Genomic DNA, 24,739 nt, shown 5'->3' on the forward strand with positions numbered 1-24,739 from the left:
TCATGAAATCTAGCTATTGGTTAAAAAATGCTCGATTAGAAATTGGTTTTGAAAAAGAAAACGGAAAAGTGATCGGTACTGCTACTGAATTATTTCATCTATTTATTGAAAATGGAAAGATCACTCGAATAACAAAAGACGAAACGGATATTACTAGTGAATTTACAGTTCAAGATGCAGACGGATTACTTGTTTTACCTTCTTTTATTGAAAAGCATGTACATCTTGATAAAACATTAATGGGAGATGTATGGAGAGCTTGTACTCCAACTTCTAGTGTAATTGAACGATTTGAGAATGAAAAAATGGTTTTACCAACAATTGCTTCAAGTACGAAGGAGCGGGCAGAAGCTTTACTTGAAATCCTTTTAGCTTCAGGATCTACACATGTGAGAACGCATGTTGATATTTACCCAGAGGTTGGAATAAGAAATTTAGAGCAAGTTGAACAAGCATTAAGTAATTATTCGAACCGACTTAGTTCCGAAGTTGTTGCATTTGCTCAGCATGGATTATTAAGATCAAATGCTTCCAATTATGTTAGAGAAGCCTTAAGAAATGGGGCAGGAATTGTTGGCTCAGTTGATCCTGCTATTGTAGATCAAAATATTGAAGAATCATTATATCAACTTTATAATTTAGCGGTTGAAGCTGATGCAGATATTGATATACATTTACACGATCCAGGTCATCTAGGCACTTTTACGATGAAGCGTATAGTGGAATTTACTAAGCAAGCAGGCTGGGAAGGAAGAGTAGCAATCAGTCATGCATTTGGCATAGGAGATGTCCCAAGGGAAGAAGCGTTTGATCTTGCAAACAGTTTTAGAGACGCAGGAATTTCAATTGTCACAAGTGTTCCGATTAATAGACAAATGCCTCCTGTTGAATTATTAAATGAACGTGGTGTCGAGGTAGCAGTAGGTAATGATAATATTTTTGATGTTTGGTCTCCACTCGGAACAGGCGATATTCTTGAAAGAGCGGGAAGACTAGCTGAACGCTTTAGATGGATTGATGAAGTATCTTTAGCACAAACATTAAAATATATTACAGGTGGAAAAACGCCATTAGATACTGATGGAAACCAAGTATGGCCAAAAATAGGAGATTTGGCAAATCTAGTATTAGTAGAAGCGAGCTGTTCAGCAGAAGCTGTTGCTAGACGCGCAAATCGTAAAGCTGTTATTTATAACGGGAAGATCGTTAGTGGTTCTTTAAGTGAAGAAAGATTGATTCGTAAATAAAGAGAGCAATTAGAAAGAATAGGATAGAAAAATGATAAGTGGGCTTTGCGCTAACCCACATAGCTAGTGCTAAAAGGATGCAAAAAAGCCTCCCCAAGGAAAATAAACATCCAAACTATAAACTACCTATCCTGTCCGAAAAAGTAGGAACAAAGCTTTGGCAAAAGCCTAAATATTAGTAGAAAAAGGATCTCTAGAATTTTCTAGATTTCCTTTTTCATTTTTTCACATTAACGAAAGGATAAATTGGGAACTAGTTATTCGACGTCGTAGCCAATTTTAGAAATTAAGCTTCGCCTAAGGGGCTCGTCAGTCGACGAGTTTCATTAAAAAAATTCGAGAAAGCAGGCTGTAAAATGTTTCGTTCTTATCTATTATTACTTTTTTGTGTAATCTGTTGGGGAAGTAATTTTATTTTTGGATCAATACTAGTAAAAGAATTTCCACCAGTTTTATTGTCAGAGTTAAGATTGTGCTTTATATTACTATTTATGGCTTTTTATGCATTAATGAAGAAAAAGTGGAAAAAGATTAAGACAAAAGATTGGTTTATGATTGTTTTACTAGGGTTAATTGGTACTTGTATGAATCAATGGTCATTTTATGCCGCTTTAGAAACAACCCATCCTACAACTTCTGCATTAATCCTTGCGCTTGCTCCTCTTACTACATCTTTTTTAGCTTCAATATTTTTAAATGAAAGACTAACAAAAGGTTTTGTATTAGGTTCGATTATAGCTTTTATAGGTGTCTTTTTTGTGATTACAAACGGACAAAAGCTTCAAATTACAATTGGCTTGATTTGGATTTTTCTAACTATGCTCACGTTTTCAATCTCAATTATTATGATTAAAAAGCTTACGGAAAGCTATGAATCCACCACAATCACACTTTACTCTAATTTTATAGGCTTTGGAGGATTATTACCGATTGCGCTTTTATCAGAAACAACTGAGTCGTTGAGTAAGGATGCAATGCCTTGGATACTATTAATTGTGACAGCTATTGTTATGCATGGGATTTGTACTTTAATTTGGAATCATCAAATTAAAATTGTCGGAGCATCAAAAGCGGCTATGTTTCTTAACTTAGAACCTTTTGTTGCAATGCTAGTTGGATTGATTGTCTTAAAAAATGATATTACTGCATCACAATTTTTAGGTGGAGCACTCATTATTATTGGTGTTTTTCTTTCAACTTCATTAAAATGGAGAAAGGCGATTAAAGACCCAATCTATATAAAAGAGACAAAGAATTTTTAAGCAAGAGGAGGAGGAAACTATGAAAAACCTGAGAGTTTCTACTACTCTTTTTTCATCGGTTCAATGGCTATTTTTTATTTTTGCGAATACGATCGTAGTCCCTATCTCAATAGGAGCTGCATTTCATTTGCCTTCAGATGTTATTGAAAGTACGATCAGAAGTTCTCTGATTTTCACTGGTATTGCATCCGTTTTACAAGGATGGATTGGTCATAAATACCCGGTCATGGAGGGTCATTCTGGTTTATTATGGGGAGTTATGCTGAATTTAGGATTATCAGCCTCTTCGTTTGGGTTAAGTTATACAGAAATTGGTGGAGGAATGGCAACAGGATTTATTGCAGCAGGTATTGTTACATTACTTTTATCTGCATTTAATTTGATTTCATTTCTTCAAAAAATCTTTACCCCAATGGTTATGACGGTTTATTTATTTTTACTTTCATTTCAGCTTATATTTGTATTCTTTAAAGGAATGCTTGGAATTACGAATAAAGGTGAAATCAGTATATCAATCAGTATACTTTCTTTATGCATAGTATTATTTGTTAGCATTTTAAAATTAAAAGGTTCTCGTATAATTAGCAACTTTTCAATATTAATTGGCATTATAGTAGGATGGTTATTCTACTCGATTTTATTTGGATCAGATGCAAAAGAAGTAGGGGCAGCAAGTGCTCATTTTTCTTTATTCCCTTTAGGAGCACCAAATTTAGAAATAGGTATAATCGCGATCTCATTTTTTGCAGGAATTATGAATTTAAGTAATACATTTGCATCAATTAAAGCTGCTTCTGATTTGTTAAAAGAAGAAGCAAGTGAAAAGCAATATCGTTTTTCACTATTATTCACTGGCGGTTTTACAATTATTGCTGCACTATTTGGAATCGTTCCATACACTCCATTTACATCATCACTTGGATTTTTACAAAGTACACAAATATATGAAAGAAAACCTTTCATTTATGGGGGAGCACTACTAGCTATAATTGGTGTACTTCCTCCATTAATCTCATTTTTAGCAACTATGCCTGTAACAGTTGGAAATGCAGTATTATTTGTTGCATATCTTCAATTGTTTGGAACGGCTTTTAGTAGTACAAATGGAAAAGTATTTACTTCAGATACAATTTTTAGATTGGCAGCCCCAGTTTTAGTTGGTGTAAGCTTAATGAATATTGCACCTGGAACATTTGGTAATCTTCCAACGATTGTTCAACCATTTTTAACAAATGGACTGATTATGGGAGTAATTCTTTCAATATTATTAGAGAAATCGATTAACTGGAATCAGTTTGAGAAGGTAAAAGGATAAAAAAATGGCTCGGGGAAAATATACCCGAGCCTATTTAAATGCGGTTCTTACTTCTAATCGCAATTACATTAAACTGTTAAAATATATACTCTTATGCACCCATTTGATAGTTGAACAAAAGATAGGCTGATTTTAAATGGATAGAAAATCGAAGACGTTAGTTATTCACGTACCTGATTCTTGATGGTTTCACTTCTAAAATCTATTTTATTCTAGGTTTCCCAGTTGAACGTCTAACAATTAAATGAGGTTTGATTGTAGTTGATACAGAATTAATTTGTTTCTCTTTATTTTCAATCAAATTAATTAGATGTTCCATAGCCAGATTACCTAGAGATTGACTTAAATGAGTTCCTACTGTTGTTAATTGAATAGATGCATGGGCAGAAAACTCGATATTGTCAATTGCACCAATGCTGATATCTTCCGGTATTTTAAATCCTTTACTAAGTAGGAAATCCATACATGTTAAAGCGATAGCATCTGTGGCAGCGACAATGGCTGTTGGATATTCTATACCTGAAAATAACTCTTTACAGGCTTGTACGATGGATTCTACACTTGTATCGGTTGTTTTTATCCAGTCTTCACGAACCGCTAATTTATGTCTACTAGTCTCCATTTTATATCCTTTTAAGCGACCGTAAAAAGTAGAGGCTTGTAGTGGCCCACCTATATAGGCCAAATTCTTATGTCCTAATTCGATCATATGATCTGTAATTAATTCTCCAGCTTTTACGTTATCAATCTCAAAATAGTTTGTTCCACACGAATGTTTACGATTGAACGTCACATACGGTTTGCCTTCCAGACTTTCTAAAATGGGAAAAATAGAATCATTTAATAAAATAGAGGACATTATGATTCCATCAACAGGGGCACTTAAAACTTGGTTGTAAAGCATTTTATCGTTATCTATTTTATGGAAATAAACGAGCACGTTATATCCGTTTTTTGCTGCAATAGATACAATTCCGCGAGTAGATTCTTCATAAAATGGATCGTGAATATGTCCTGTGATTAACGCAATCATGTTGGTTTTTTTTTTCACGAGATTTCTAGCAATCATATTAGGATGGTAGTTTAGTTCCTTAATTGCTCTCTCTACTTTCGCTACTGTAGATTGTTTGATATTTTTAGATCCATTTAATACACGAGAAACAGTAGATTGAGAGACTCCAGCTAACCTCGCAACATCGTGGGACGAAACCAAATAAATCACTCCAAGCTCATAGAATAAAAATTGAAATAATAGTAAATTAATTTGAAAAAGGCAATCAATACAATCTGATATACGAATTCCTTTTACTGCCAAAAACAACATAAACTGTGTAAGTTTTCAGACACTATTCCTCATTATAGCAAATAAAATAGAATTTGATTAGGATTTTGACGGAAATAACGTGGTTTTTGAATACGTATTCATAAAATAAGGATGAAAACGGAATTATTATAGAGATTAAATTCCCAAATATATTGATAAAAAAGGATTGGATTAAAGGTATTCATACCGAAATCATTATAATTTGTAATCATACTTTGATAATCAAGGGATTTTTTGTCGAAAAATTAATATTTAAAAAATGCTAAATAGTAAAAATTGTTTGACACTTATTTATCGTGAAGTTTATTATTAATACGTATTCATAAATTAGGAGGGAAACATGAAACAGAATCTTTGGATTAACGGACTACATATGGAAACAGAACATTATTCAGAATTACTTTCTCCCTATTCAAGTGAAAAGATTTCAGACATTTCAATAGCGAATAAAGAGCAAATTCAAAAAGCAATACAAGCAGCTTATGATGCTAAAGAAGTAATGGCTAAAATGGCTTCTCATCAACGAGCAGCCATTTTAGAGAAGGTTTCGCAACTTCTTGAAGAAAATTTAGAAGAAGCGGCAAAAGTAATTGCTCTCGAATCAGCTAAACCGCTTATCTTCGCTAAAGCAGAAGTAATAAGAACAATTGAAACTTATAAATTTGCATCAGAAGAAGCTAAACGAATTCATGGAGAAACAATCCCCTTTGATGCGGCAGTAAGTGGTGTAGGAAAAATAGGATACACTGTTCGAAATCCAATTGGTGTTATTGGAGCGATTACTCCATTTAATTTTCCTATGAATCTAGTTGCACATAAAGTAGGACCTGCTATAGCTTCAGGGAATACCGTAGTATTAAAGCCAGCTTCACAAACGCCACTTTCTGCATTTTATGTAGCTGACTTGTTCAAAAAGGCAGGTCTCCCGGACGGTGCGTTAAATATTGTTACGGGACCAGGCAAAGTGGTAGGTGACGCTATTGTAGAAAGTGATCTAGTTAATATGGTGACTTTTACAGGAAGCTCATCAGTTGGAATTGCACTTCGGGCGAAGGCAGGGCTTAAGAAAACAACTCTTGAACTAGGTTCAAATGCAGCATTAATCATTGATGAGGGCATTGATGTAAAAAAGACAATTGATCGTTGCTTAATGGGTGCATTTTCGAACCAAGGGCAAGTATGCATCTCTTTACAGCGTATATACGTACACGAAAAAATCTATGATGAGTTTGTATCACAGTTTGCTAAAGCGGCTAGCAAACTTAAACTAGGAGACCCTCTAGATCCTGAAACATATGTTTCATCTCTTATTTCACCGAATGATTTGGATCGTGCTTTAAGTTGGATCGCAGAAGCAAAAGCACAAGGTGCGACTATTGCATCTGGTGGTAAAGCGCAAGGTAATATTCTCGAACCGACAGTTATTTTAGATGTAACGAGTAACATGAAGGTATCGTGTAATGAAGTTTTTGCTCCAATTGTTTCAATTTGTAAAGTATCATCAGTTAACGAAGCAATCGATGCTGTGAATGATTCCCGTTATGGGCTGCAAGCTGGAATATACACAAATAATGTTTCCAATGCATTGAAAGCAGCAGATGAATTGCACGTTGGTGGAGTAGTTATTAATGATGTCCCAACGTTCCGTGTTGATCAAATGCCATATGGCGGCGTAAAAGAAAGTGGAACAGGACGTGAAGGATTGAAGTATGCAATTGAAGAGATGACTGAAATGAAACTGGTTATTTGGCATAAGGGATAAATTAATTGCAGCGACTAAAATGATTTTATTTTTCAAGTGTATCGTCTAGCGTTATTGTTTTTTTAGACGGTACACGTTTTTAAATTTCTTTATCGGCTCTCAAACTAAAATTTGAAATGAAGGTATGGGGAGCTATAAATAATAGTAATGCTTGAGCCCTATTTAAAAAAGACTCAGTATTTGAAAAAGCAACTATCAAAGCAAAAATTATTATAAAAATGGAGGAATCAAAAGATGGGTAAGCAATTAACCTCAAAAGAATGGCAAGAAAACCGTGATAAATATGTAGTAAAAGGAGTTAGTAATGGAAATCGAGCAATCGCTGTAAAAGGCAAAGGAGCGACACTATACGATTTGGAAGGAAAGAAGTTTATTGACTTCGGTGCGGCGATAGGAACAATTAACGTAGGGCATTCACATCCAAAAGTAGTAGCTGCTATAAAAGAACAAGCAGAAAAGGTCATTCATCCTGGTTTCAATGTCATTATGTACCCGTCATACATTGAAGTTTGTGCAAAATTGTGTGAAGTATCACCAGGAAGTTTTGCGAAAAAAGCAATTTTACTAAACAGTGGAGCTGAAGCAGTTGAGAACGCTGTGAAAATCGCAAGAAAATATACAAAACGCCAAGCAGTTGTCACATTTACTCGCGGATTCCACGGCCGTACATTAATGACGATGACAATGACGAGTAAAGTAAAACCATATAAACTTGGTTTTGGCCCATTTGCACCAGAAGTATATCAAGCACCATATCCATATATGTATCGTAAGCCAGACGGTATGACTGATGAACAATATGAAGCAGATGTGATTGCACAGTTTGACCAATTCTTTGTGGCAACAGTTGCACCAGAGACTGTGGCGTGTATTGTCATGGAGCCGATTCAAGGAGAAGGTGGATTTGTTATACCACCAAAATCATTTGTAAAACATGTGCGTGAATTTTGTTCAAAACATGGTATTTTGATGGTTGCAGATGAAATTCAAACCGGTTTCGCAAGAACTGGAAAATTGTTTGCGATGGAACATTTTGAAATTGCAGCTGATCTTATGACTGCTTCTAAATCTATCGCAGGCGGTATGCCACTAAGTGCTGTTATCGGTAAGGCAGAAATAATGGATGTGGCAGATCCAGGTGAATTAGGTGGAACATACTGTGGAAATCCGCTAGCTTGTGAAGCAGCATTAGCAGTATTAGAAGTTATTGAAGAAGAACAATTATGTGAAAAAGCACAATGGATTGGAGACGTACTTGAGAACCAAGTGAAAAAATGGCAAGAAAAGTACAACTTCATTGGAGAATTTCGCGGTCTTGGAGCAATGTGTGCAGTAGAAATTGTAACAGATCAAAAATCAAAAACACCGAATAAAGAACTTACTACAAAAATTGCAAAAGCAGCAAATGAAGCTGGACTTCTATTACTTACTGCAGGTCTAGATGGAAATATCATTCGTTTTTTAAGCCCATTAGTGATAACAGAGGAGGAGCTTAGCGAAGGTCTTGCCATTTTAGAAAACGTTTTAGAAAACGAATTAGCTTATTGTTAAAATTTTGTTGAAACTTAAACGTTCAATTGTTTTCATATGTTCAAACTTTTTAAGAGTAACTTCCGAAGGTGGAGTTGAATAGGACATGCTCGAGTCTTTTAAAGAAAGGTTTTTATAAAGAGTTTTATATTAACACAAAAAAAGGATAGGGTGAATATGGAGAAACAAAACAAAGGTTTACAACAAAATTTAAAGAACCGCCATATTCAGATGATTTCAATTGGGGGAATCATTGGGGCTGGTTTATTCGTAGGAAGTGGGAATGTTATACATAGTGCAGGTCCATCAGCAATTGTTGCTTATGTAATAGCGGGAGTATTAGTTGCACTTCTTATGAGGATGTTAGGAGAAATGGCTGCAGAGAACCCAGATAGTGGATCATTTTCAACGTATGCAAAAGAGTCGATTGGCTCTTGGGCAGGTTACACGATTGGCTGGTTGTATTGGTTTTTCTGGTTGATTACAATCGCAATCGAGTCGATTGCAGGTGCAAATATTATGAATTCATGGTTCCCGAGTATTCCATTATGGGGATGGGCTTTAATTCTTACATTTGTTCTTACACTCACCAATATTTTATCAGTGAAAACATTTGGAGAGTTTGAATATTGGTTTGCTATTACAAAGGTAGTGGCGATTTCAGCATTTATGTTATTAGGTCTAGCGATTTTATTTAAATTTATCCCTACAATTCAATCTCCGGGATTATCAAATTTGACACAGCATGGCGGATTTTTCCCTAAAGGTGTGAGTGCAATATTAGGTGGGTTTATGACGGTTATGTTTGCATTTTTTGGATCTGAAATTGCTGCGATTGCTGCAGGTGAATCTAAAGACCCTCAAAAGTCTGTTGTTACTGCAATTAATTCTGTTGTTTGGCGTGTAGCATTGTTCTACATCGGATCAGTTACTATTTTAGTATTATTAATGCCATGGAATGACGCGAAATCGTTAAGTAGCCCATATGTAACGTTGCTTACAAATTTAGGGATTCCTGGGGCTGCAACCATCATGAAGATCGTTGTACTATTTTCAGTACTTTCTTGTTTGAATTCAGCACTTTACACGAATTCTCGCATGCTATATTCATTAGCGAAGCAAGGAAATGCACCGAGAGTTTTTACAAAAGTAAACAAAGGTGGATCACCATATTGGGCGGTCTGGGCAAGTTCAGCTTTCGCCTTCCTAGCAGCAATTTTTAACTTTATTTCACCAGATAAACTATTTTCATTTCTCCTGAATGCATCAGGTTCAATTGCTCTTCTAGTGTATATTGTAATTGCAATATCGCATCTAATAAAGAGAAGAGAAGCTGAGAAAAAAGGTAAAGTGTTACGATTGAAAATGTGGGGTTTCCCATATCTAACTTACATTTCCATCATTGCGATGGTCGTAATTTATTTCTCGATGTACTTTATGAGTGGTCTTCGCTCACAGTTCTATTTAACATCTTTAATCACAATTTTAGTAATTTCTTCATTCTTCATTTTTAAAATTGGAAAGAAAGAGAAAGTGGAATCAAAACATGAAGAATTGCTTATAAATAATTAATGAATGTGCTAGTTTAATATTAATGTAAAATGGCTGTCAATATTGACAGCCATATTTTATTCAAACTATTAACATATTATTTTTATTGAGCCTCTATACAAAGAAGTTAACTAATTTTTGAAGTTCTTTTGTTAATTTAGTACTTGTAGGACTAAGCCATCTTTTTGGAACAATCAAATGTTTGCAATTATTACTATTTAAATAGCTGTAAATAATTTGAGCTTCGTCGATTTCATCGCGGCTTACATCTGTAAATGATTTATCGTTATTGTTTTTGAAGTAAATAAGGGAGTTTGAATATATTTGTTCAATCAACCGATCAAATGAATTTTTTTCAATTTGAACCATATCACAATGCAATATTTGTGTCCGATGGATAAGAAAGTACTTAAATCTGTTGTTTTCTAATTGTTCAATTGTAATAATATTATGATTTTGTTCAGTAAATTCGATTAGTTTTTCTTTGCTAATTAAAGACTTAACCATTTCAATCCAATCTCTGTATTTTGCTGCAGCCTCAAAATCAAATTGTTCAGATGCTGATAACATAAGTTTTTCCATTTCTTCAAGTAAACTCATGTCAGTACGTGTAAGAAAACGAATCACTTTATTAATGATCATATTGTATTCTTCAAGCGCTGATCCACCTAGACAAACTCCATTACATGTCCCTAATGAATAATTTAAACAAGCGCTATTTTTAACGGCTAGATGGCCGCAATTAATTTTAAAGCATTCCTTAATGCCGATAACTGCTCTTTCAACATAGCTTCTGCTTGTGAAGGGACCAAATATTAATACATTCTCGCTTTCAATAGGCTCATAACTAATTTCAAATGAAGGAACCTTTTTATTTAAATTGATGACTAAGTAAATAAATGATTGCGGACTTTTCATCATACGATTATACATTGGTTTAATTTCTTTAATTAAATGACACTCTAGCATGAAAGCATCGAATTCAGTATCAGTCAATAAATAATTAAAATCCTTTAAATGAGTTACCAGTTTTTTCACTTTTGGTGAATGTCCTTTTGAATTTTGAAAATAAGATTGAACTCGTTTTTTTAAGCTTTTTGCTTTTCCTACATAAAGGATTTGTCCTTTTGAATCCTTCATTAAATATACGCCAGGGGACAACGGCAGATTTTTTACTTTTTCTTGTAGAATAATAGTGGTTCATCCCTTTTCTTGTAAGTTTAATCTCATTTTAACATGAGAAAGGAATGAAAAGTCAGAACAATTATGTGAAATAGCTTCAACAACACTTAATATAAAAAACATAATTTAAAGTCTTTAATACACGCATAAAATATCCACTAAACGCGTAAAAATTGACTACAGAAGATTTAAAGGAGAAGTGATTTTGATGAAAACGATCTATACGACATCCTCTTTCTCCAATTGGATTCTAGCTTGTATTGTTAATGTATTAATAATTTGGTTATGTAGTTTATTTGCTGATTTAGTCAACTGGAAGTATGTTGATATGGGATTCTTCTTATACTTTGTCATTCTAGTTTTCTATATTATTTGTTTAAAACTGAATGAAGGATTCCCAGCACTTTTTCGGAAATTTGTACTCCGCAAAAAATTCGAATTAGTTAATGTATCTGCTTATGAAGTAACTATTATTCTAGTAGCTATTTTTCACGTAGCAAGAGCGATTGTGATTTATAAAGATGCTCTTAGTAGTGTATTTTAATTCGATCTCATTGACTTCCATAAAAAAATGAGGTTTCTCCTAACAGTCTAACTTCTTAGGAGAAACCTCGTTTTTTATTTTAATGGAATAAACGATTTGAAAAGCTATAAAAAAAGAGCAGTAACAAATAAAGTTGGAGTATCGCAAATAATATTAGTGAATCTAAAATAACAAAAGAGTTATGATAAAAAAGCCTGAGCTGCAAATAAGTCTTAGAGTATCGCCAAATAAAGAGCCAATCTGTGCAAATAAATATCAGTTCACCAATGTGAAACTGAGTTTTTCGTTATTCTTGATCTACTAATTCATCAGGTAATATAAATTGACCATTTTCGTCAGAGTTAAAATCAACAACTTTAAAAATAGCATCTAAATTTAATGGCCCATATATATGAGGAAATAATTGCCCGAAGTTTTCTGTATCTTCATAGACGATTTTTGATTTTGTTTTTTCTTCATTAATGCATAAAATTTTTAAATCAGTTGCTCCTTTGAAGAATAAGTTTGCGATTTCAACTGTTTGTTCTAGAGTTGCGCAATGGATAAATCCTTCGTTATTTAGACTTGGAGGGGAATATTCTTCAGAGTTAATCGTATTTTGCCAATCTTTATTTTCGATAATATGTAAAATCATTTTGGTTCTCCTTTATTCATTACTCAAAATAGTATTTAATTTTTCTTTTCATTTCTTCTTTGTTTTCTGCAAACTGTTTATGTCGATGTCCATTTCCACCAGATGTATGTGGGAATCCGTATAAAATTGAGTCCGAGTTTAAATAATCATTTGTTGTTAGATAGGTTAGAACTTTTGAAACATTAACTCCTAACGGGATAATGAGGGGATGTTCTAGTCTTATGATTTCCTCCGCAAAGGTATTAACAATATATTTTTTAAATAGATCGGTTCTTAAAATATTCGGAGTTGAACCATTATAGTTTTTTCCTTTATAAAAAACAGGGTATTTAATAACGGAAGTAGTTTGAACTAAATGACTTGCTGTATTAAAAAGTTCACTAGTTGAATTTAATTCAAGATAATGATGTAATTCTAATTCATCTAACATAGCAATTAAGTTTTTTCGCATCGGTCCTTCGAAGCTAGAATTCTTTTTAACTTCATGTAAAATTTCTTCGTCATCCAACTTCTCATCTTTAAGTCTGATTACAGTAGAATAAGATTGTTTCATTTGATGTAAGCCGGGTGTAATCCCTACAATGATGACTTTAGCTCGCTCATTAATGTACTCAAAAGGAGCATAATAAATTTCTAAATTTTTCTTTTCATCTTTATCTACTAGAAATTTTTCATTTTTTAATGTACTAGTTTCAAGTGAAGGAGATAAAGAAGATATTAACTTTTTATATTTGTTAAATTTTGAATTGGCTAAAATCGCCATGTTTTTTCCTCCATCACAACTATTTTTAGTTCATTGTAACGAATGTCATCCATTAAATCCAACTATCTAGTAACTAAGTTTTTAAGTATAAAATAGGTTATTTTTGATAAAACTGATTAGCTGATAGTAAGCTGGAAATTTATGAAAGGCTGGAAGATTAAGTGGATTATTCTAATGAACAAAAAAAGCGTTTAAGAAAATTTAATTTACGTTCTTCCGTTATTCATACTGAAGGAAATTTAATAGAAAACTTCAACATTATTCAGAAAGTGTTCCCGACCTCTGACTTAGTAAAAAAAGATTTAGTTATTAGAGATAAACAGGCTATGCTTTGTTTTTTGTTTAGTATAGTGGATGAACAAAAAATATCTCAATTTATTAATACAATAAGTTCGAATACAGAAGAAATAGAATTATTCATAATGAATAATACTGTTCGTACGAATCAAATCTTAGAAATTGAAACGGCAATATTGGATGGTAAAAGTATTCTACTAGTAGAAGGCGATCCAGTCGCATTTGTTTATTCGACTGAAAAATTACAACAAAGACCGTATACGCCTCCAAGTATTGATAATTCTTTAAGAGGTTCAAAAATATCCTTTGTTGAAACTGATCAAGCTAATATTGCTTTACTTCGCAGATTTATTAAAAGTCGAGATTTTCAAATTAAGCAAGTTGAAATCGGGAATGAGAATAAAAGTACCGTATCAATTGCGTATATCGATGGATTAGTAGATGAAGATTTACTATCTGGTGTAGAACAAAATATTTCAAAGATAAAATTTGATTCTGTTTTAAATGCAAACCATTTAGCGCAATTAATTGAAAGAAATCCATTGTCACCTTTTCCTCAATATTTTACAACTGAAAGACCGGATGTTGCAGCTACGACGTTGCTTGAGGGAAAAGTAGTATTAATCGTAGACAGATCCTCTGAAGTTATTATTTTACCGATTAATTTTGCAATATTTTTTAAAACGATTGATGATTATTCAGCAAGATCGTTGGTTGCTTCATTTAATCGGATACTTAGAGTAGTTGCATTTTTTTTAACAATCTTTTTGCCGGGAATCTATATTGCAATTATTTCATTTAATTATGAGATAGTTCCTTTAAAATTACTTCTATCAATCGGGGAATCTAGGGCAAAGGTTCCATTTGATCCTTTATTTGAAGCCATTGTTATGGAGATAACTTTAGAAATGTTAAGAGAAGCAGCTATTAGACTACCAGCACCTATTAGTACAACAGTAGGCATTGTAGGTGGGATTGTAATTGGTCAAGCAGCCGTACAGGCAGGGATCGTTAGTAATATTATGGTAATCGTTGTAGCTTTAACTGCTATTTCATCATTTATTATTCCAAACTATGAAATGGCATCTAGTTTACGAGTCATTCGCTTTCCAGTTATGATCATGGCTTCACTATTTGGTTTAATCGGTTTGATTGTAAGTACAATGGTTCTTATGATCCATGGATTGAGCTTATCAAGTTATAACAAGCCTTATACTTTACCGTTTTCTCCGATTAATCGTGATGCATTTAAAGATACAATTATAAGAATACCATTAAACTATCTTTGGAAAAAACAAAAAAAACGTAATGAAGAATGAATGTTAGAAGGGATTCTTTCATGGTAATTACGAAGTCGAAAATTACACAATTTCAATTTATTTTAATGATTTTTGGTATTCAGGTAGGAATTGGCATGTTGTCTCTTCCAAGAGAACTAGCTCTAAAAGCAGGTACAAGTAGTTGGATTTCAATCCTTTTTGGAGGAATAATTTCAACAGCTATTAGCATTTTATTTTTGAAATTAAGAGAAAAGGCTCCTAATTTAAATTACGTAAGTTTTTTTACTTTTTATCTAGGAAAAATAATTGGATCGATAGTAGTCTTTTTACAAGCTATCTATTTCCTTTATGCAGGGTATCTCGTATTATGTAGAGCTATCTTATATATTCAATCCTACATTCTTCAAGAAACAAGAGTATATGTTTTATTAGTGTTATTTCTTTTTCCAACTTACCAGCTGATAAGAGGTGGAATTCATTTAATTGCGAAATATATAGAAGCAATTTCTCCAATTGCTTTTTTTACTTTATTCATGCTACTTTTCACACTTAAAGATGCTGATCTAAATTTTATTTTACCGATCATTAAGAATGGCTGGATGCCGATTTTTAAGACAATTCCATTAACGACAACTTCATTTCTAGGAATTGAGTTAATTCTAGTTTTTTATCCTTATTTAAAGTCGAAGGAAACAGCAATAAAGGGCGTTATTATTGGAAATGCATTAACAACTTTTACATATATTTTTGTAACAATTATTTGCTTTGTTATTTATAGTCCTTATGAAATCAAAATGACGTTTGAGCCTGTAATCGATATTTTAAGTATAATGGAATTCCAATATGTTGAGAGATTAGATTTTATTTTATTCTCATTATTTTTAATGATTATATCAAAAACATGGGTTACTTATATTTGGGCCGGTATGAATGGATTATCGGAGTTATTTAAATTTAAACTAAAACCTTTTATCATTATTATTCTTTTTATCGTAATACTCATACTTACATTTATTCAAGTACCGACGTTTACAAATACGACTTATCATTTACATTATATAATGGTTTCTGGATCATGCATTATAATCGGTGTACCAATCCTCTTATTGGTCGGCGGCTTAATAAAAAATAGGTTAAGTAAGGTGAAAATAAATTGAAATATTTTCGAGTATGTTTGCTTAGTATTTTTTTAATAATAGGCGTTTCTGGTTGCAGAGGGAAAATTAATATAGAAGATGTCACATTATCGATGATTTTAGGAATCGATGTAAATGATGAAAATAAAGTAGAAATATATATGGCAAGTCCGGTCTTTAGTGAGCAAACAAAAGAGAAAACTGAACATTTTAGTGTGCAAACTCTTTCTATTAAGGAATCAAGAAATTATTTTGATACCAAAGCTAATGGTGTAACTGGTGGTGGTAAAATTCAAGCAGTCGTAATAGGATCAAAGGTTCTTGAACATAAAAATTGGTTTTCGATATTAGATATGTTTTTTCGAGATCCAAAATTTCGATTAAATGCAGATCTTATTTTTATAAATGGCCCTCTTTCGGATGTCTTTAATTTAAACCCAAAGGATAAACCAGAGTTACCAATCTATATTCCACAATTATTACAAACAGCTGATTTTCGAAATGTTGCTTTTAGAACGTCATTACGAATGTTTCATCAAATGCATTATGAGAAGGGAATAACACCTTTTGCACCTGAACTAACAGTACAAGGTGATCATTTAGTAGTCAGTGGAACGACATTGTTAACAAAAAATGATTTGTATAATCGAACCTTATCAATGAAAGAAACACAAATGTTAAAAATTTTAAAAGATCATTTAGAAGGGCAATTAGTTTTTGCGTTGGATCTTAAAAAATTTAGAAGAGATAAAGATGATGTTTTTAAACAAGAAGAAACTAGTTTTTATATTAAAGATGTAAAGCGTAACATCGATAAAAAATATACAAATGGTCGCTATAGCTTTAATGTAAATTTGACAATGCCGATTATGATAGCAGAATCCCCAATAGGATTGACAAACGGAACAGAAAAAGTATTAAAAAATGCAATAGAAAAAAAGTTACAAAAGGATTTAAATCAATTAGTTCAATCTTTTCAAAAAGATAAAGTTGATCCAGTTGGATTTGGTATACTTGCACATTCATTTCAATACTCAGATTGGGAAAAAAATGAGAATCATTGGCTTGATACATATCAAAAATCGAATATAAAAGTAAAAGTTAAAATTATTGTTATCGATAAAGGAATAACACAGTAAAAGTAAAACCCACCAAAAAAATTTGGTGGGTTTTCTACTTTTATGCAGCTGCATTTTCAATAGCTACAGCTTTTCTTTGGATACGATCATGCAATACATAGTAAATGATAGTCGTCGATAATACAGCAATTGCAGTTATTACGTACATAATATGGAAAGAGGTTTTTGCAGAGACAATTCCAAGAACGTAAGAGCCAATCCCCATACCGACGTCAAAAAACATAAAAAATGTTGCTGTTGCCATTCCCTTTTTAGCTGGGGCAGCAGTGTTAATCGCTAATGTTTGAAAACTAGGTACAATTGAACCATAGCCTAGTCCGATTAATGCTGCGGAAAATAAAAAGATTGTTGGTACAGTTGAAAAACTTAATACAACTAGACCAATCGTAAATAAGATGATTCCAGGATAAACGATTATGTTTGCTCCTTTACGGTCAAATAGTTTACCAGTAAAAGGTCTTGATCCTAAAATGAAAATTGCATAAACGATAAAAAAGAAACTAGCAACATCTACAAAACCTAAATTTTTTGCGTATAATGTGATAAATGAAATGATACCACTGTAACCAAAAGAGATAATTGCTGAAGTAATTGAGATTGGTAAAGCTGAACGCTCAATTAATTGTGATGGTTTAATTCGAGTTCTTGCTTTTAATGTTTGTTTAGGAATCGCAATGATTAGACCGAAAATAAGAGATACAATTGCGAAGAAGCCACAAACAAAAAACAAAATATGGAAGGTGAAATGATTCATTAAATTAATACCAAGATAAGGACCAAAAACCATTGCAAGGATCATGGATGAACTATAATAACTCATACCTTCGCCCCTACGTGCTACAGGAACTATTTCAGCAACAATAGTTCCTGTTGCGGTTGTTCCTAGACCAAAAGCGATCCCTTGTGCAAAACGCAGTAATAGTAATAAAGCAAAATTATTTATAAAAGGATATAAAAATGTTGTCAATGTAAAGAAAACCAATGAAATGATTAGTATTTTTCTACGACCAATTGTATCAAGCCAGATCCCTGCAAAAGGACGAATTGCAACTGAGGCGATTAGAAACGAAGTCACGACAAGACCAACTTTACTTTCTTCTTGACCTAAATTATCAATCACAAAAATCGGCAATGTTGCCATCAACGTATAAAATACTAAAAACACAAAAAATCCACTTAAGCTTACACTTAGAAAATCCTTTGTCCATAAACGCTCGTTTTTCAAACTTATTCCCCCTGTTTAGTAACCTCCGACGCTTTCATATTGTTCATCATTTTTTGAAAAACTTGAAGTGCAATATCAAGCTCTTCATCGGATATATCTTTAATAACATCATTCTCAAATGAGATGATTTGTTCTTTCCAACTATCAAATTGATTTATAGCTTTATCAGTTAGATGAATCATTTTTTCTCTTTTGTCCGTTCCTTCTTTACGAACAATTAAGTCTAGTGCTTCCATTCTACGTAGTGTACGTGTCAGTGTAGGTGGCTCAATATTCAAATTCGAACAAATTGTTCGTTGAGTACATGGTCCATGTAAATGGATATAATGAATCACGGACCATTGTGCCAAGTACAATCCAGTTGGAACGAGATGCTCATTAAATGATTTTGAAAACTGACGTGTAGTTTGATTTAATAAAAAAAAGAAAGGCTGCTTTTTGCGCATAAAAAAGTCTCCTTAAAAAATTAGTTAGCTAGCTAATTAAAATAGTTGTCTAGCTAATTATATGTGAACAAATTGTGAATGTCCAGTGAATGAACTTATTTAGTATAAATTGAGCATAAGAGCAAATATTAAATGTAGAAAAATTTTACAAAACAGTTAGGACGGTATTTGTGATGGCAGAAGCAATACATACAACAAATGGGAAATCTCATAAAATGAAGATTTTACAAAGAACAATCGCTATGCTAGTAGGTGCCATACTTGTAGCCACAGGTCTTGAAATATTTTTAGTTCCAAATGATGTTATCGATGGCGGTATTACAGGTATTTCGATTATGATTTCTCATCTTACAGGACTTCCACTTGGAGTATTTCTATTTGTTTTAAACCTACCATTTTTTTATTTAGGTTATAAGCAAATAGGGAAAACTTTCGCAATTTCAACGATACTTGGCATTACTGTACTTTCCTATTTGACGAGTATGTTTCATCATATCCCCGCTTTTACAGAAGATATATTACTTGCAACGATTTTTGGAGGAATGGTTCTAGGGGTCGGAGTGGGATTAGCCATACGATTTGGTGGAGCACTAGACGGGATTGAGATACTGGCGATCATTATTAATAGTAAGGTTCCTTTTTCAGTTGGCGAAATCATTATGGTTTTCAACCTATTTATTTTAGGAGCAGCTGGATTCATCTTTTCTTGGGATCGAGCAATGTACTCAATTATTGCCTATTTAGTCGCCTTTAAAACAATAGACATCGTAGTAGAAGGATTAGAACAATCAAAATCGGCATGGATCATTAGTGACAAGAGTGATGATATTGGAGAAGCAATTCTTTTTAGAATGGGCCGAGGTGTTACATATATAAATGGTACAGGAGCTTATTCAGGTGAAACTACAAAGGTTATATATTGTGTTATCACTCGTTTAGAAGAAGCAGAATTAAAAACAATTGTCGATGACATTGACCCTACTGCCTTTTTAGCAATTTCGGATATTGCAGAAGTACGTGGCGGAAGATTTAAAAAGAAAAACGTACATTAGACTATTTGTCAACAAAAGCATTAAATATTTAGGTTTAAGTAGGAAGGTTCATATTGATGGACCTTCTTTGCTTTTATTCTCTTTCTATTTACTGTATTATTTAATTGATAACTGAAAATTTAGAAAACTATTTTTTGTAGATAAATTTATAATTTGATAGATTAAAAGGCTTAGAAGGAGGGGGAAGTTGGATGGAGAAGTTCGATGTGATTGTTGTTGGAGCTGGATTGGCTGGATTAGTTGCGACTGCTGAGATGGCCGATGCTGGGAAAAGTGTATTGTTATTAGATCAGGAACCAAAAGCATCAATAGGTGGTCAGGCTTGGTGGTCATTTGGCGGGTTATTTTTAGTAGATTCTCCCGAGCAACGTAGGTTAGGAATTAAGGATTCGAGGGAATTAGCTTGGCAGGATTGGCTTGGAACAGCAGGGTTTGATCGAGAAGATGATGAGGATTACTGGGGGAAGAAATGGGCAGAGGCATATGTCGAATTTGCGTCAGGTGAGAAGCGCCAATGGCTTTATGACATGGGGGTGAGATTCTTTCCAATCGTCGGTTGGGCTGAACGTGGTGGATATCTTGCAGAAGGGCATGGGAACTCAGTGCCCCGGTTTCATGTAGTATGGGGGACAGGTCCTGGAATTGTTGCTCCTTTCGAACGAAGAGTTCGAGAGCATATGAAAAAAGGTTTAGTGGAATTCAGATCTCGTCATCGTGTAGATCAATTACTAACACAAGATAGAGCTGTAGTCGGTGCAAGTGGTTCTTTATTAGAACCAAGTAATTCAGAGCGAGGAGAGGATAGTTCGCGTGAAGTAATTGGTAGCTTTCAGTATGCGGCTAAGGCGGTTTTAGTATCAAGTGGCGGTATTGGAGCGAACTTTGAATTAATACGCCAAAATTGGCCAAGTCGACTAGGTACCCCACCGAAAAAGATGATATCTGGTGTACCAGCACATGTTGATGGTCGAATGCTTGCCATTACTGAAAATGCTGGTGGTCGAATTGTGAATCGTGATCGAATGTGGCACTATACTGAAGGTATAAAAAACTGGAATCCAGTATGGAGTAATCATGGAATCCGTATTCTTCCTGGACCATCCTCAATTTGGTTAGATGCACGTGGAAAACGCTTTCCTGCACCAAATTTTCCAGGCTTTGATACTTTAGGTACACTACAAGCTATTCAACAAACAGGCTATGATTATTCTTGGTTTATATTAACGAAAAAGATTATTCAAAAGGAGTTTGCACTTTCTGGTTCGGAACAAAATCCTGATTTAACTGGCAAAAGCATAAAACAAGTAATGAAAAGGGCAACTTCAGGAATACCAGCCCCTGTAAAAGCTTTTATGGAAAAAGGAGAGGACTTTGTCGTTGCAGACACGTTAGAAGAGCTTGTTGAAGGTATGAATAAGATAACTGGGGAAAATTTACTAAACTATGATGATATCGAACGTCAACTAATCGCACGTGATCGTGAGATGGATAATAAATTTACGAAGGACTTACAAATTATTGCCTTAAGAGGAGCTCGAAATTATATTGGTGATAAATTAATTCGTGTTGCATCTCCTCATAAAATGTTAGACCCAAAAAATGGTCCGTTAATTGCTGTTCGATTAAATATTGTAAGCCGTAAAACACTTGGTGGACTTCAAACAAATTTAGATGGTAATGTATTAAATTCTTCAGGAGATGCAATTCCAGGACTTTATGCAGCAGGTGAAGTTGCTGGATTCGGTGGCGGTGGTGTACACGGTTATCGCGCAATGGAAGGAACGTTTTTAGGCGGGTGTTTATTCTCAGGTAGACAAGCAGGAAGAGCGATTAGTAGAGATTTAGAATGAAATAATGGGAATCTTCCGTCAATAAAGCGAATAGCAATCATAAATTGATTCAGTTAGGGGAAGCTAGAAGTCCATTCAGGCTTCTAGTTTTTTTCTTATTTATATTTTTTGTTGACTTAAACCATAATTTAGGTCGTATTCTATTCATGTCGACTTGAAAATTAAGCGTTATACAAAACGCACGAATTCTATAAATGTATAAAATATCAATTGATAAATAAATGGAAAAGAGGAGTTAAAATGAAACTATCAGGAAATACAATCCTTATTACAGGTGGAAGTTCCGGGATCGGTTTAGCTTTTGCAGAACGCTTTATAAAATCTGGAAATAAAGTTATCGTGACTGGACGACGTGAAAATGTACTTAAAAATGCAAAAGAAAAATTTCCAGAGCTTATTACACATGTAAGTGACTTGAACTCTGAATCAGAACGTGTATCTTTGTTTGAATGGGTAACAAAGTACTATCCAGAAGTGAACGTGCTAGTGAACAATGCAGGGATTCAACAGCGTTTTAATATCTTAAAATCAGATGCGAAGAACGATTGGAATTATTTTAATAAAGAAATCACAACCAACATTGAAGCACCTTTTCACCTATCTATGCTGTTTGCTCCATATTTTGCTACAAAAGAAGCGTCAACGATTATTAATGTTTCATCGGGATTAGCTTTTACTCCATTGGTCATTGCTCCAATCTATTCAGCAACAAAAGCTGCACTCCATTCTTTTACAATGAGTTTGCGTCACCAACTTTCCGACTCATCTGTGGAAGTAATTGAAATTGCTCCTCCGGCAGTTAATACAGATTTAGGCGGAGCAGGGCTGCATACTCACGGAGAGCCTTTAGATGAATTCGCAGATGGTATTTTCCAAGGATTGAAAGATGGTAAACAAGAAATTGGATATGGAACTTCGGTAGAGCGACTTCGTATGTCGCGAGATCAAGTCGATGAACATGTTACAAATATGTACAATATGTTGAAAAATACAATTCAATAACCATTTTTTTCAATAGTTTAATATATGAAAATAACAAAAGGGCAAATTCGTTAATTCGAATTTGTCCTTTTGTTGCTTTGTATTGGCTTTACATTATTCCTTATTCCTGATACCAAACACCGTATAGCATGTTCAATGTAAGGGTACGAATAAAAAGGGTACTTGAAAACTGAACAAAATATAAACATTGGAAAAGGAGTGAGAGTGTAATGGATAAAATGAAGAATATAGTCGGTTCCGATACACATGCTGGAATGGCCCAAAAAACAGTTGGTCAGTTTTTGTTTGATTGCTTGAAGCTAGAGGGCATTACAGAAATTTTCGGCGTCGCAGGGGACTATAATTTTTCACTACTTGATACGCTGGAGCGATATAACGGAATCCAGTTTATAGAAGGAAGGAACGAACTAAACGCGGGTTATGCTTCAGATGGTTACGCAAGAATCAAGGGGATTTCCGCACTTATTACAACGTTTGGAGTTGGGGAGTTAAACGCATGCAATCCGATAGCCGGAGCCTTTAGTGAGCATGTTCCAATCATTCACATTGTTGGTTCGCCAAAAGATAAAGATCAAAAAGAGCACAAGCTGATGCATCACACTCTAATGGACGGGGATTTTAGTGTGTTTCGCAATATGTATGAACAGATAACGGCCTATAGTGCGGTGCTAACACCTGAAAACGCTATGATTGAAATTCCATCTGCGATTCGCATAGCTAAAGAAAAGAAACAGCCTGTCTACCTCGTTGTGGCCGATGATTTAGTGGATAAGCCGATTATGGAGCGAATAGAGCCGAAACCACAGTTACAATCTTCAAATACAAAAACTCTTCAGGCTGCGGTAAACCATGTTCGTCAGCTGCTTGGATGTGCAAAAAAGCCTTTGATCTTAGTGGATGTAAAAACAATACGGTTTGGCCTTCAAGCTGCAGTTCTGCAGTTGGCAGACGCTATGAATGTACCAGTTGCGTCCACGATGTTTGGTAAAGGAGCATTCGATGAAACCCATCCTAATTATATAGGAATGTACTTAGGCTCGTTTGGATGTTCTGAAGTTCAAAGTACTGTAGAAAATGCAGACTGTATCATTGCGATTGGCCTGGTACAAGCGGATACTAACACCGCCAATTATACAGCAAAACTAAATTCAATGGTAACGATCAATATCCAACCGGACTCAGTCAAGATTGCTGAGGCGGTATATCCGAACGTTCTTGCTACTGACATGCTTGAAGCAGTACAAAATGTGGGCTATAAAGGGCAAGGATTGCCAGGAAAAGTGTCATTTCAATACGATCAATACAAAGTAAGTACCGATGAACCACTTAAGGCAGCTGGCTATTATCCAATTTTTCAACGTATGCTGAAAAAAGACGACATTTTGATCGCTGAGATTGGTACACTTTACAATGGAATGGCTGAGGTGAGACTACCGAGCGACGTTACATATATTGGGCAAGGCGGTTGGGGGTCCATCGGATATGCAACCCCTTCGTCGTTCGGTGCCAGTATCGCAGCTCCAAAACGTCGGGTGTTGTTGTTTACAGGTGATGGCTCACTACAGCTCACTGCTCAAGAAATCAGCTCAATGCTCTATTACGGCTGTAAACCTATCATCTTCGTCTTAAACAATGATGGTTATACGATCGAAAAATATTTAAATGTCAAAACTAAAAATCAAAAATACAATAAAATCCCTAGGTGGTCTTATACTAAGCTGGCTGAAGCATTTGGGGGCAATGCGTTTACAGCTATTGTCCGTACTTATGGAGAACTTGAACAGGCAATAAACCAAGCTGAAATTGAATGTTTCGAAAGACTTTGTATTATTGAAATGATTGCCCAAGACCCATTGGACGCACCAGAAAATATGAAAAAAATGTACAAATATATGGAGAAGCAGGCGATGCAACGCAGTCAAAAATAGTTAGTATATATATATAAAGTTGGAAACGATAAAAAGTTGATTCCAACTTTTTTTGATGTCCTTTATATTTCTCTTGGCTAGTTGTTCAAATAATCGAGTGATGAAAACTTTAATTTGCTTCCCTTATAATTGGTATGAAATTTAGTATGATTTTTCTCTTGACTTGAAATCCATTTCATAAATTAGATTGAAAGTAAGCCGATTTGTGTTTAATTAATAAAAGATTATATATTTAAGCAATAAACAATTAAATTTGTAAGGATCTTTCTA

The 24,739-nt window shown here is 34.1% G+C and carries 20 protein-coding genes; 14 read left to right on the top strand and 6 right to left on the bottom strand.

Annotation, left to right across the window (positions count from 1 at the left end; genetic code table 11):
• The first annotated feature begins 2 nt into the window (after positions 1-2).
• The 3 genes from B6K90_RS15860 (at position 3) to B6K90_RS15870 (ending at position 3,824) form a co-directional block, all read left to right on the top strand.
• Entirely contained in the window at positions 3-1,247 is a 1,245-nt protein-coding gene (locus tag B6K90_RS15860; protein WP_088013735.1) for an amidohydrolase, read from the top strand.
• 356 nt (positions 1,248-1,603) lie between these two features.
• Complete coding sequence (locus B6K90_RS15865; RefSeq protein ID WP_088013736.1) at positions 1,604-2,509, top strand: DMT family transporter; 906 nt, start codon at positions 1,604-1,606, stop codon at positions 2,507-2,509.
• 19 nt (positions 2,510-2,528) lie between these two features.
• Complete coding sequence (locus B6K90_RS15870; protein WP_088013737.1) at positions 2,529-3,824, top strand: uracil/xanthine transporter; 1,296 nt, start codon at positions 2,529-2,531, stop codon at positions 3,822-3,824.
• Between the two features lie 202 nt (positions 3,825-4,026).
• On the opposite strand, the gene B6K90_RS15875 is transcribed toward B6K90_RS15870, so the two are convergent.
• A complete protein-coding gene (locus B6K90_RS15875; RefSeq protein ID WP_167555390.1) occupies positions 4,027-5,037 on the bottom strand; it encodes a LacI family DNA-binding transcriptional regulator in 1,011 nt (336 codons plus the stop codon).
• A 451-nt stretch (positions 5,038-5,488) separates the two neighbouring features.
• Between B6K90_RS15875 and B6K90_RS15880 the strand changes: the two genes are divergently transcribed.
• The 3 genes from B6K90_RS15880 to B6K90_RS15890 all read left to right on the top strand — a co-directional run bounded on the left by B6K90_RS15880 (position 5,489) and on the right by B6K90_RS15890 (position 10,012).
• Positions 5,489-6,910 carry an aldehyde dehydrogenase family protein gene (locus B6K90_RS15880; RefSeq protein ID WP_088013739.1) on the top strand — a complete coding sequence of 474 codons (1,422 nt, stop codon included), beginning with the start codon at positions 5,489-5,491 and terminating at the stop codon, positions 6,908-6,910.
• A gap of 234 nt (positions 6,911-7,144) precedes the next feature.
• Complete coding sequence (gene gabT / locus B6K90_RS15885) at positions 7,145-8,461, top strand: 4-aminobutyrate--2-oxoglutarate transaminase (RefSeq protein WP_088013740.1); 1,317 nt, start codon at positions 7,145-7,147, stop codon at positions 8,459-8,461.
• Between the two features lie 156 nt (positions 8,462-8,617).
• Positions 8,618-10,012, top strand: coding sequence for an amino acid permease (locus tag B6K90_RS15890; protein WP_088013741.1), 1,395 nt, complete (start codon positions 8,618-8,620; stop codon positions 10,010-10,012).
• A 93-nt stretch (positions 10,013-10,105) separates the two neighbouring features.
• Here the strand turns inward: B6K90_RS15890 and B6K90_RS15895 are convergent, their stop codons facing one another.
• Complete coding sequence (locus B6K90_RS15895; protein WP_328588117.1) at positions 10,106-11,152, bottom strand: GIY-YIG nuclease family protein; 1,047 nt, start codon at positions 11,150-11,152, stop codon at positions 10,106-10,108.
• 226 nt (positions 11,153-11,378) lie between these two features.
• On the opposite strand from B6K90_RS15895, the gene B6K90_RS15900 reads away from it, so the two are divergent.
• Positions 11,379-11,717, top strand: a complete 339-nt coding sequence (locus B6K90_RS15900) for a hypothetical protein (RefSeq protein WP_139840743.1) — start codon at positions 11,379-11,381, stop codon at positions 11,715-11,717.
• Between the two features lie 286 nt (positions 11,718-12,003).
• Here B6K90_RS15900 and B6K90_RS15905 read toward each other — a convergent pair whose 3' ends face one another.
• Both B6K90_RS15905 and B6K90_RS15910 read right to left on the bottom strand, forming a co-directional pair.
• On the bottom strand, positions 12,004-12,351 hold the full coding sequence (locus B6K90_RS15905; RefSeq protein ID WP_088013744.1) for a DUF952 domain-containing protein: 348 nt from the start codon (positions 12,349-12,351) through the stop codon (positions 12,004-12,006).
• Positions 12,352-12,370: 19 nt separating this feature from the next.
• Positions 12,371-13,114, bottom strand: a complete 744-nt coding sequence (locus tag B6K90_RS15910) for a hypothetical protein (protein WP_088013745.1) — start codon at positions 13,112-13,114, stop codon at positions 12,371-12,373.
• Between the two features lie 161 nt (positions 13,115-13,275).
• Here B6K90_RS15910 and B6K90_RS15915 point away from each other — a divergent pair, with 161 nt between their 5' ends.
• From B6K90_RS15915 to B6K90_RS15925, 3 genes are read left to right on the top strand one after another with little or no spacing between them, the layout of a single operon-like run.
• Positions 13,276-14,730 (top strand): spore germination protein, encoded by a 1,455-nt coding sequence (locus tag B6K90_RS15915; RefSeq protein WP_088013746.1) that lies wholly within the window; start codon positions 13,276-13,278, stop codon positions 14,728-14,730.
• Between the two features lie 20 nt (positions 14,731-14,750).
• Positions 14,751-15,848, top strand: coding sequence for a GerAB/ArcD/ProY family transporter (locus B6K90_RS15920; protein WP_167555391.1), 1,098 nt, complete (start codon positions 14,751-14,753; stop codon positions 15,846-15,848).
• Positions 15,845-16,966 carry a Ger(x)C family spore germination protein gene (locus B6K90_RS15925; protein ID WP_088013748.1) on the top strand — a complete coding sequence of 374 codons (1,122 nt, stop codon included), beginning with the start codon at positions 15,845-15,847 and terminating at the stop codon, positions 16,964-16,966. The genes B6K90_RS15920 and B6K90_RS15925 overlap by 4 nt, the downstream gene beginning before the upstream one ends.
• Before the next feature lie 40 nt (positions 16,967-17,006).
• On the opposite strand, the gene B6K90_RS15930 is transcribed toward B6K90_RS15925, so the two are convergent.
• On the bottom strand, positions 17,007-18,191 hold the full coding sequence (locus tag B6K90_RS15930; RefSeq protein ID WP_088013749.1) for an MFS transporter: 1,185 nt from the start codon (positions 18,189-18,191) through the stop codon (positions 17,007-17,009).
• 2 nt (positions 18,192-18,193) lie between these two features.
• Positions 18,194-18,637 (bottom strand): MarR family winged helix-turn-helix transcriptional regulator, encoded by a 444-nt coding sequence (locus tag B6K90_RS15935; RefSeq protein ID WP_088013750.1) that lies wholly within the window; start codon positions 18,635-18,637, stop codon positions 18,194-18,196.
• Positions 18,638-18,852: 215 nt separating this feature from the next.
• Between B6K90_RS15935 and B6K90_RS15940 the strand changes: the two genes are divergently transcribed.
• From B6K90_RS15940 to B6K90_RS15955, 4 genes are all read left to right on the top strand, one after another.
• Entirely contained in the window at positions 18,853-19,689 is an 837-nt protein-coding gene (locus B6K90_RS15940) for a YitT family protein (protein ID WP_235821823.1), read from the top strand.
• Positions 19,690-19,880: 191 nt separating this feature from the next.
• Positions 19,881-21,539, top strand: a complete 1,659-nt coding sequence (locus B6K90_RS15945; protein ID WP_088013752.1) for an FAD-binding dehydrogenase — start codon at positions 19,881-19,883, stop codon at positions 21,537-21,539.
• A 240-nt stretch (positions 21,540-21,779) separates the two neighbouring features.
• Complete coding sequence (locus B6K90_RS15950) at positions 21,780-22,541, top strand: SDR family oxidoreductase (RefSeq protein WP_088013753.1); 762 nt, start codon at positions 21,780-21,782, stop codon at positions 22,539-22,541.
• A gap of 209 nt (positions 22,542-22,750) precedes the next feature.
• Entirely contained in the window at positions 22,751-24,469 is a 1,719-nt protein-coding gene (locus tag B6K90_RS15955; protein ID WP_088013754.1) for an alpha-keto acid decarboxylase family protein, read from the top strand.
• Positions 24,470-24,739 lie beyond the last annotated feature (270 nt).

Source organism: Gottfriedia acidiceleris (assembly GCF_002128425.1).
GTDB lineage: Bacteria > Bacillota > Bacilli > Bacillales > Bacillaceae_G > Gottfriedia > Gottfriedia acidiceleris.

Excerpts from the sequence above, each read along its gene's own strand:
- B6K90_RS15860 (WP_088013735.1), top strand. The coding sequence starts at position 3 with ATGAAATCTAGCTATTGGTTAAAAAATGCTCGATTAGAAATTGGTTTT.
- B6K90_RS15865 (WP_088013736.1), top strand. The coding sequence starts at position 1,604 with ATGTTTCGTTCTTATCTATTATTACTTTTTTGTGTAATCTGTTGGGGA.
- B6K90_RS15870 (WP_088013737.1), top strand. The coding sequence starts at position 2,529 with ATGAAAAACCTGAGAGTTTCTACTACTCTTTTTTCATCGGTTCAATGG.
- B6K90_RS15880 (WP_088013739.1), top strand. The coding sequence starts at position 5,489 with ATGAAACAGAATCTTTGGATTAACGGACTACATATGGAAACAGAACAT.
- gabT (WP_088013740.1), top strand. The coding sequence starts at position 7,145 with ATGGGTAAGCAATTAACCTCAAAAGAATGGCAAGAAAACCGTGATAAA.
- B6K90_RS15890 (WP_088013741.1), top strand. The coding sequence starts at position 8,618 with ATGGAGAAACAAAACAAAGGTTTACAACAAAATTTAAAGAACCGCCAT.
- B6K90_RS15905 (WP_088013744.1), bottom strand. The coding sequence starts at position 12,351 with ATGATTTTACATATTATCGAAAATAAAGATTGGCAAAATACGATTAAC.
- B6K90_RS15910 (WP_088013745.1), bottom strand. The coding sequence starts at position 13,114 with ATGGCGATTTTAGCCAATTCAAAATTTAACAAATATAAAAAGTTAATA.
- B6K90_RS15920 (WP_167555391.1), top strand. The coding sequence starts at position 14,751 with ATGGTAATTACGAAGTCGAAAATTACACAATTTCAATTTATTTTAATG.
- B6K90_RS15935 (WP_088013750.1), bottom strand. The coding sequence starts at position 18,637 with ATGCGCAAAAAGCAGCCTTTCTTTTTTTTATTAAATCAAACTACACGT.
- B6K90_RS15940 (WP_235821823.1), top strand. The coding sequence starts at position 18,853 with ATGAAGATTTTACAAAGAACAATCGCTATGCTAGTAGGTGCCATACTT.
- B6K90_RS15945 (WP_088013752.1), top strand. The coding sequence starts at position 19,881 with ATGGAGAAGTTCGATGTGATTGTTGTTGGAGCTGGATTGGCTGGATTA.
- B6K90_RS15950 (WP_088013753.1), top strand. The coding sequence starts at position 21,780 with ATGAAACTATCAGGAAATACAATCCTTATTACAGGTGGAAGTTCCGGG.
- B6K90_RS15955 (WP_088013754.1), top strand. The coding sequence starts at position 22,751 with ATGGATAAAATGAAGAATATAGTCGGTTCCGATACACATGCTGGAATG.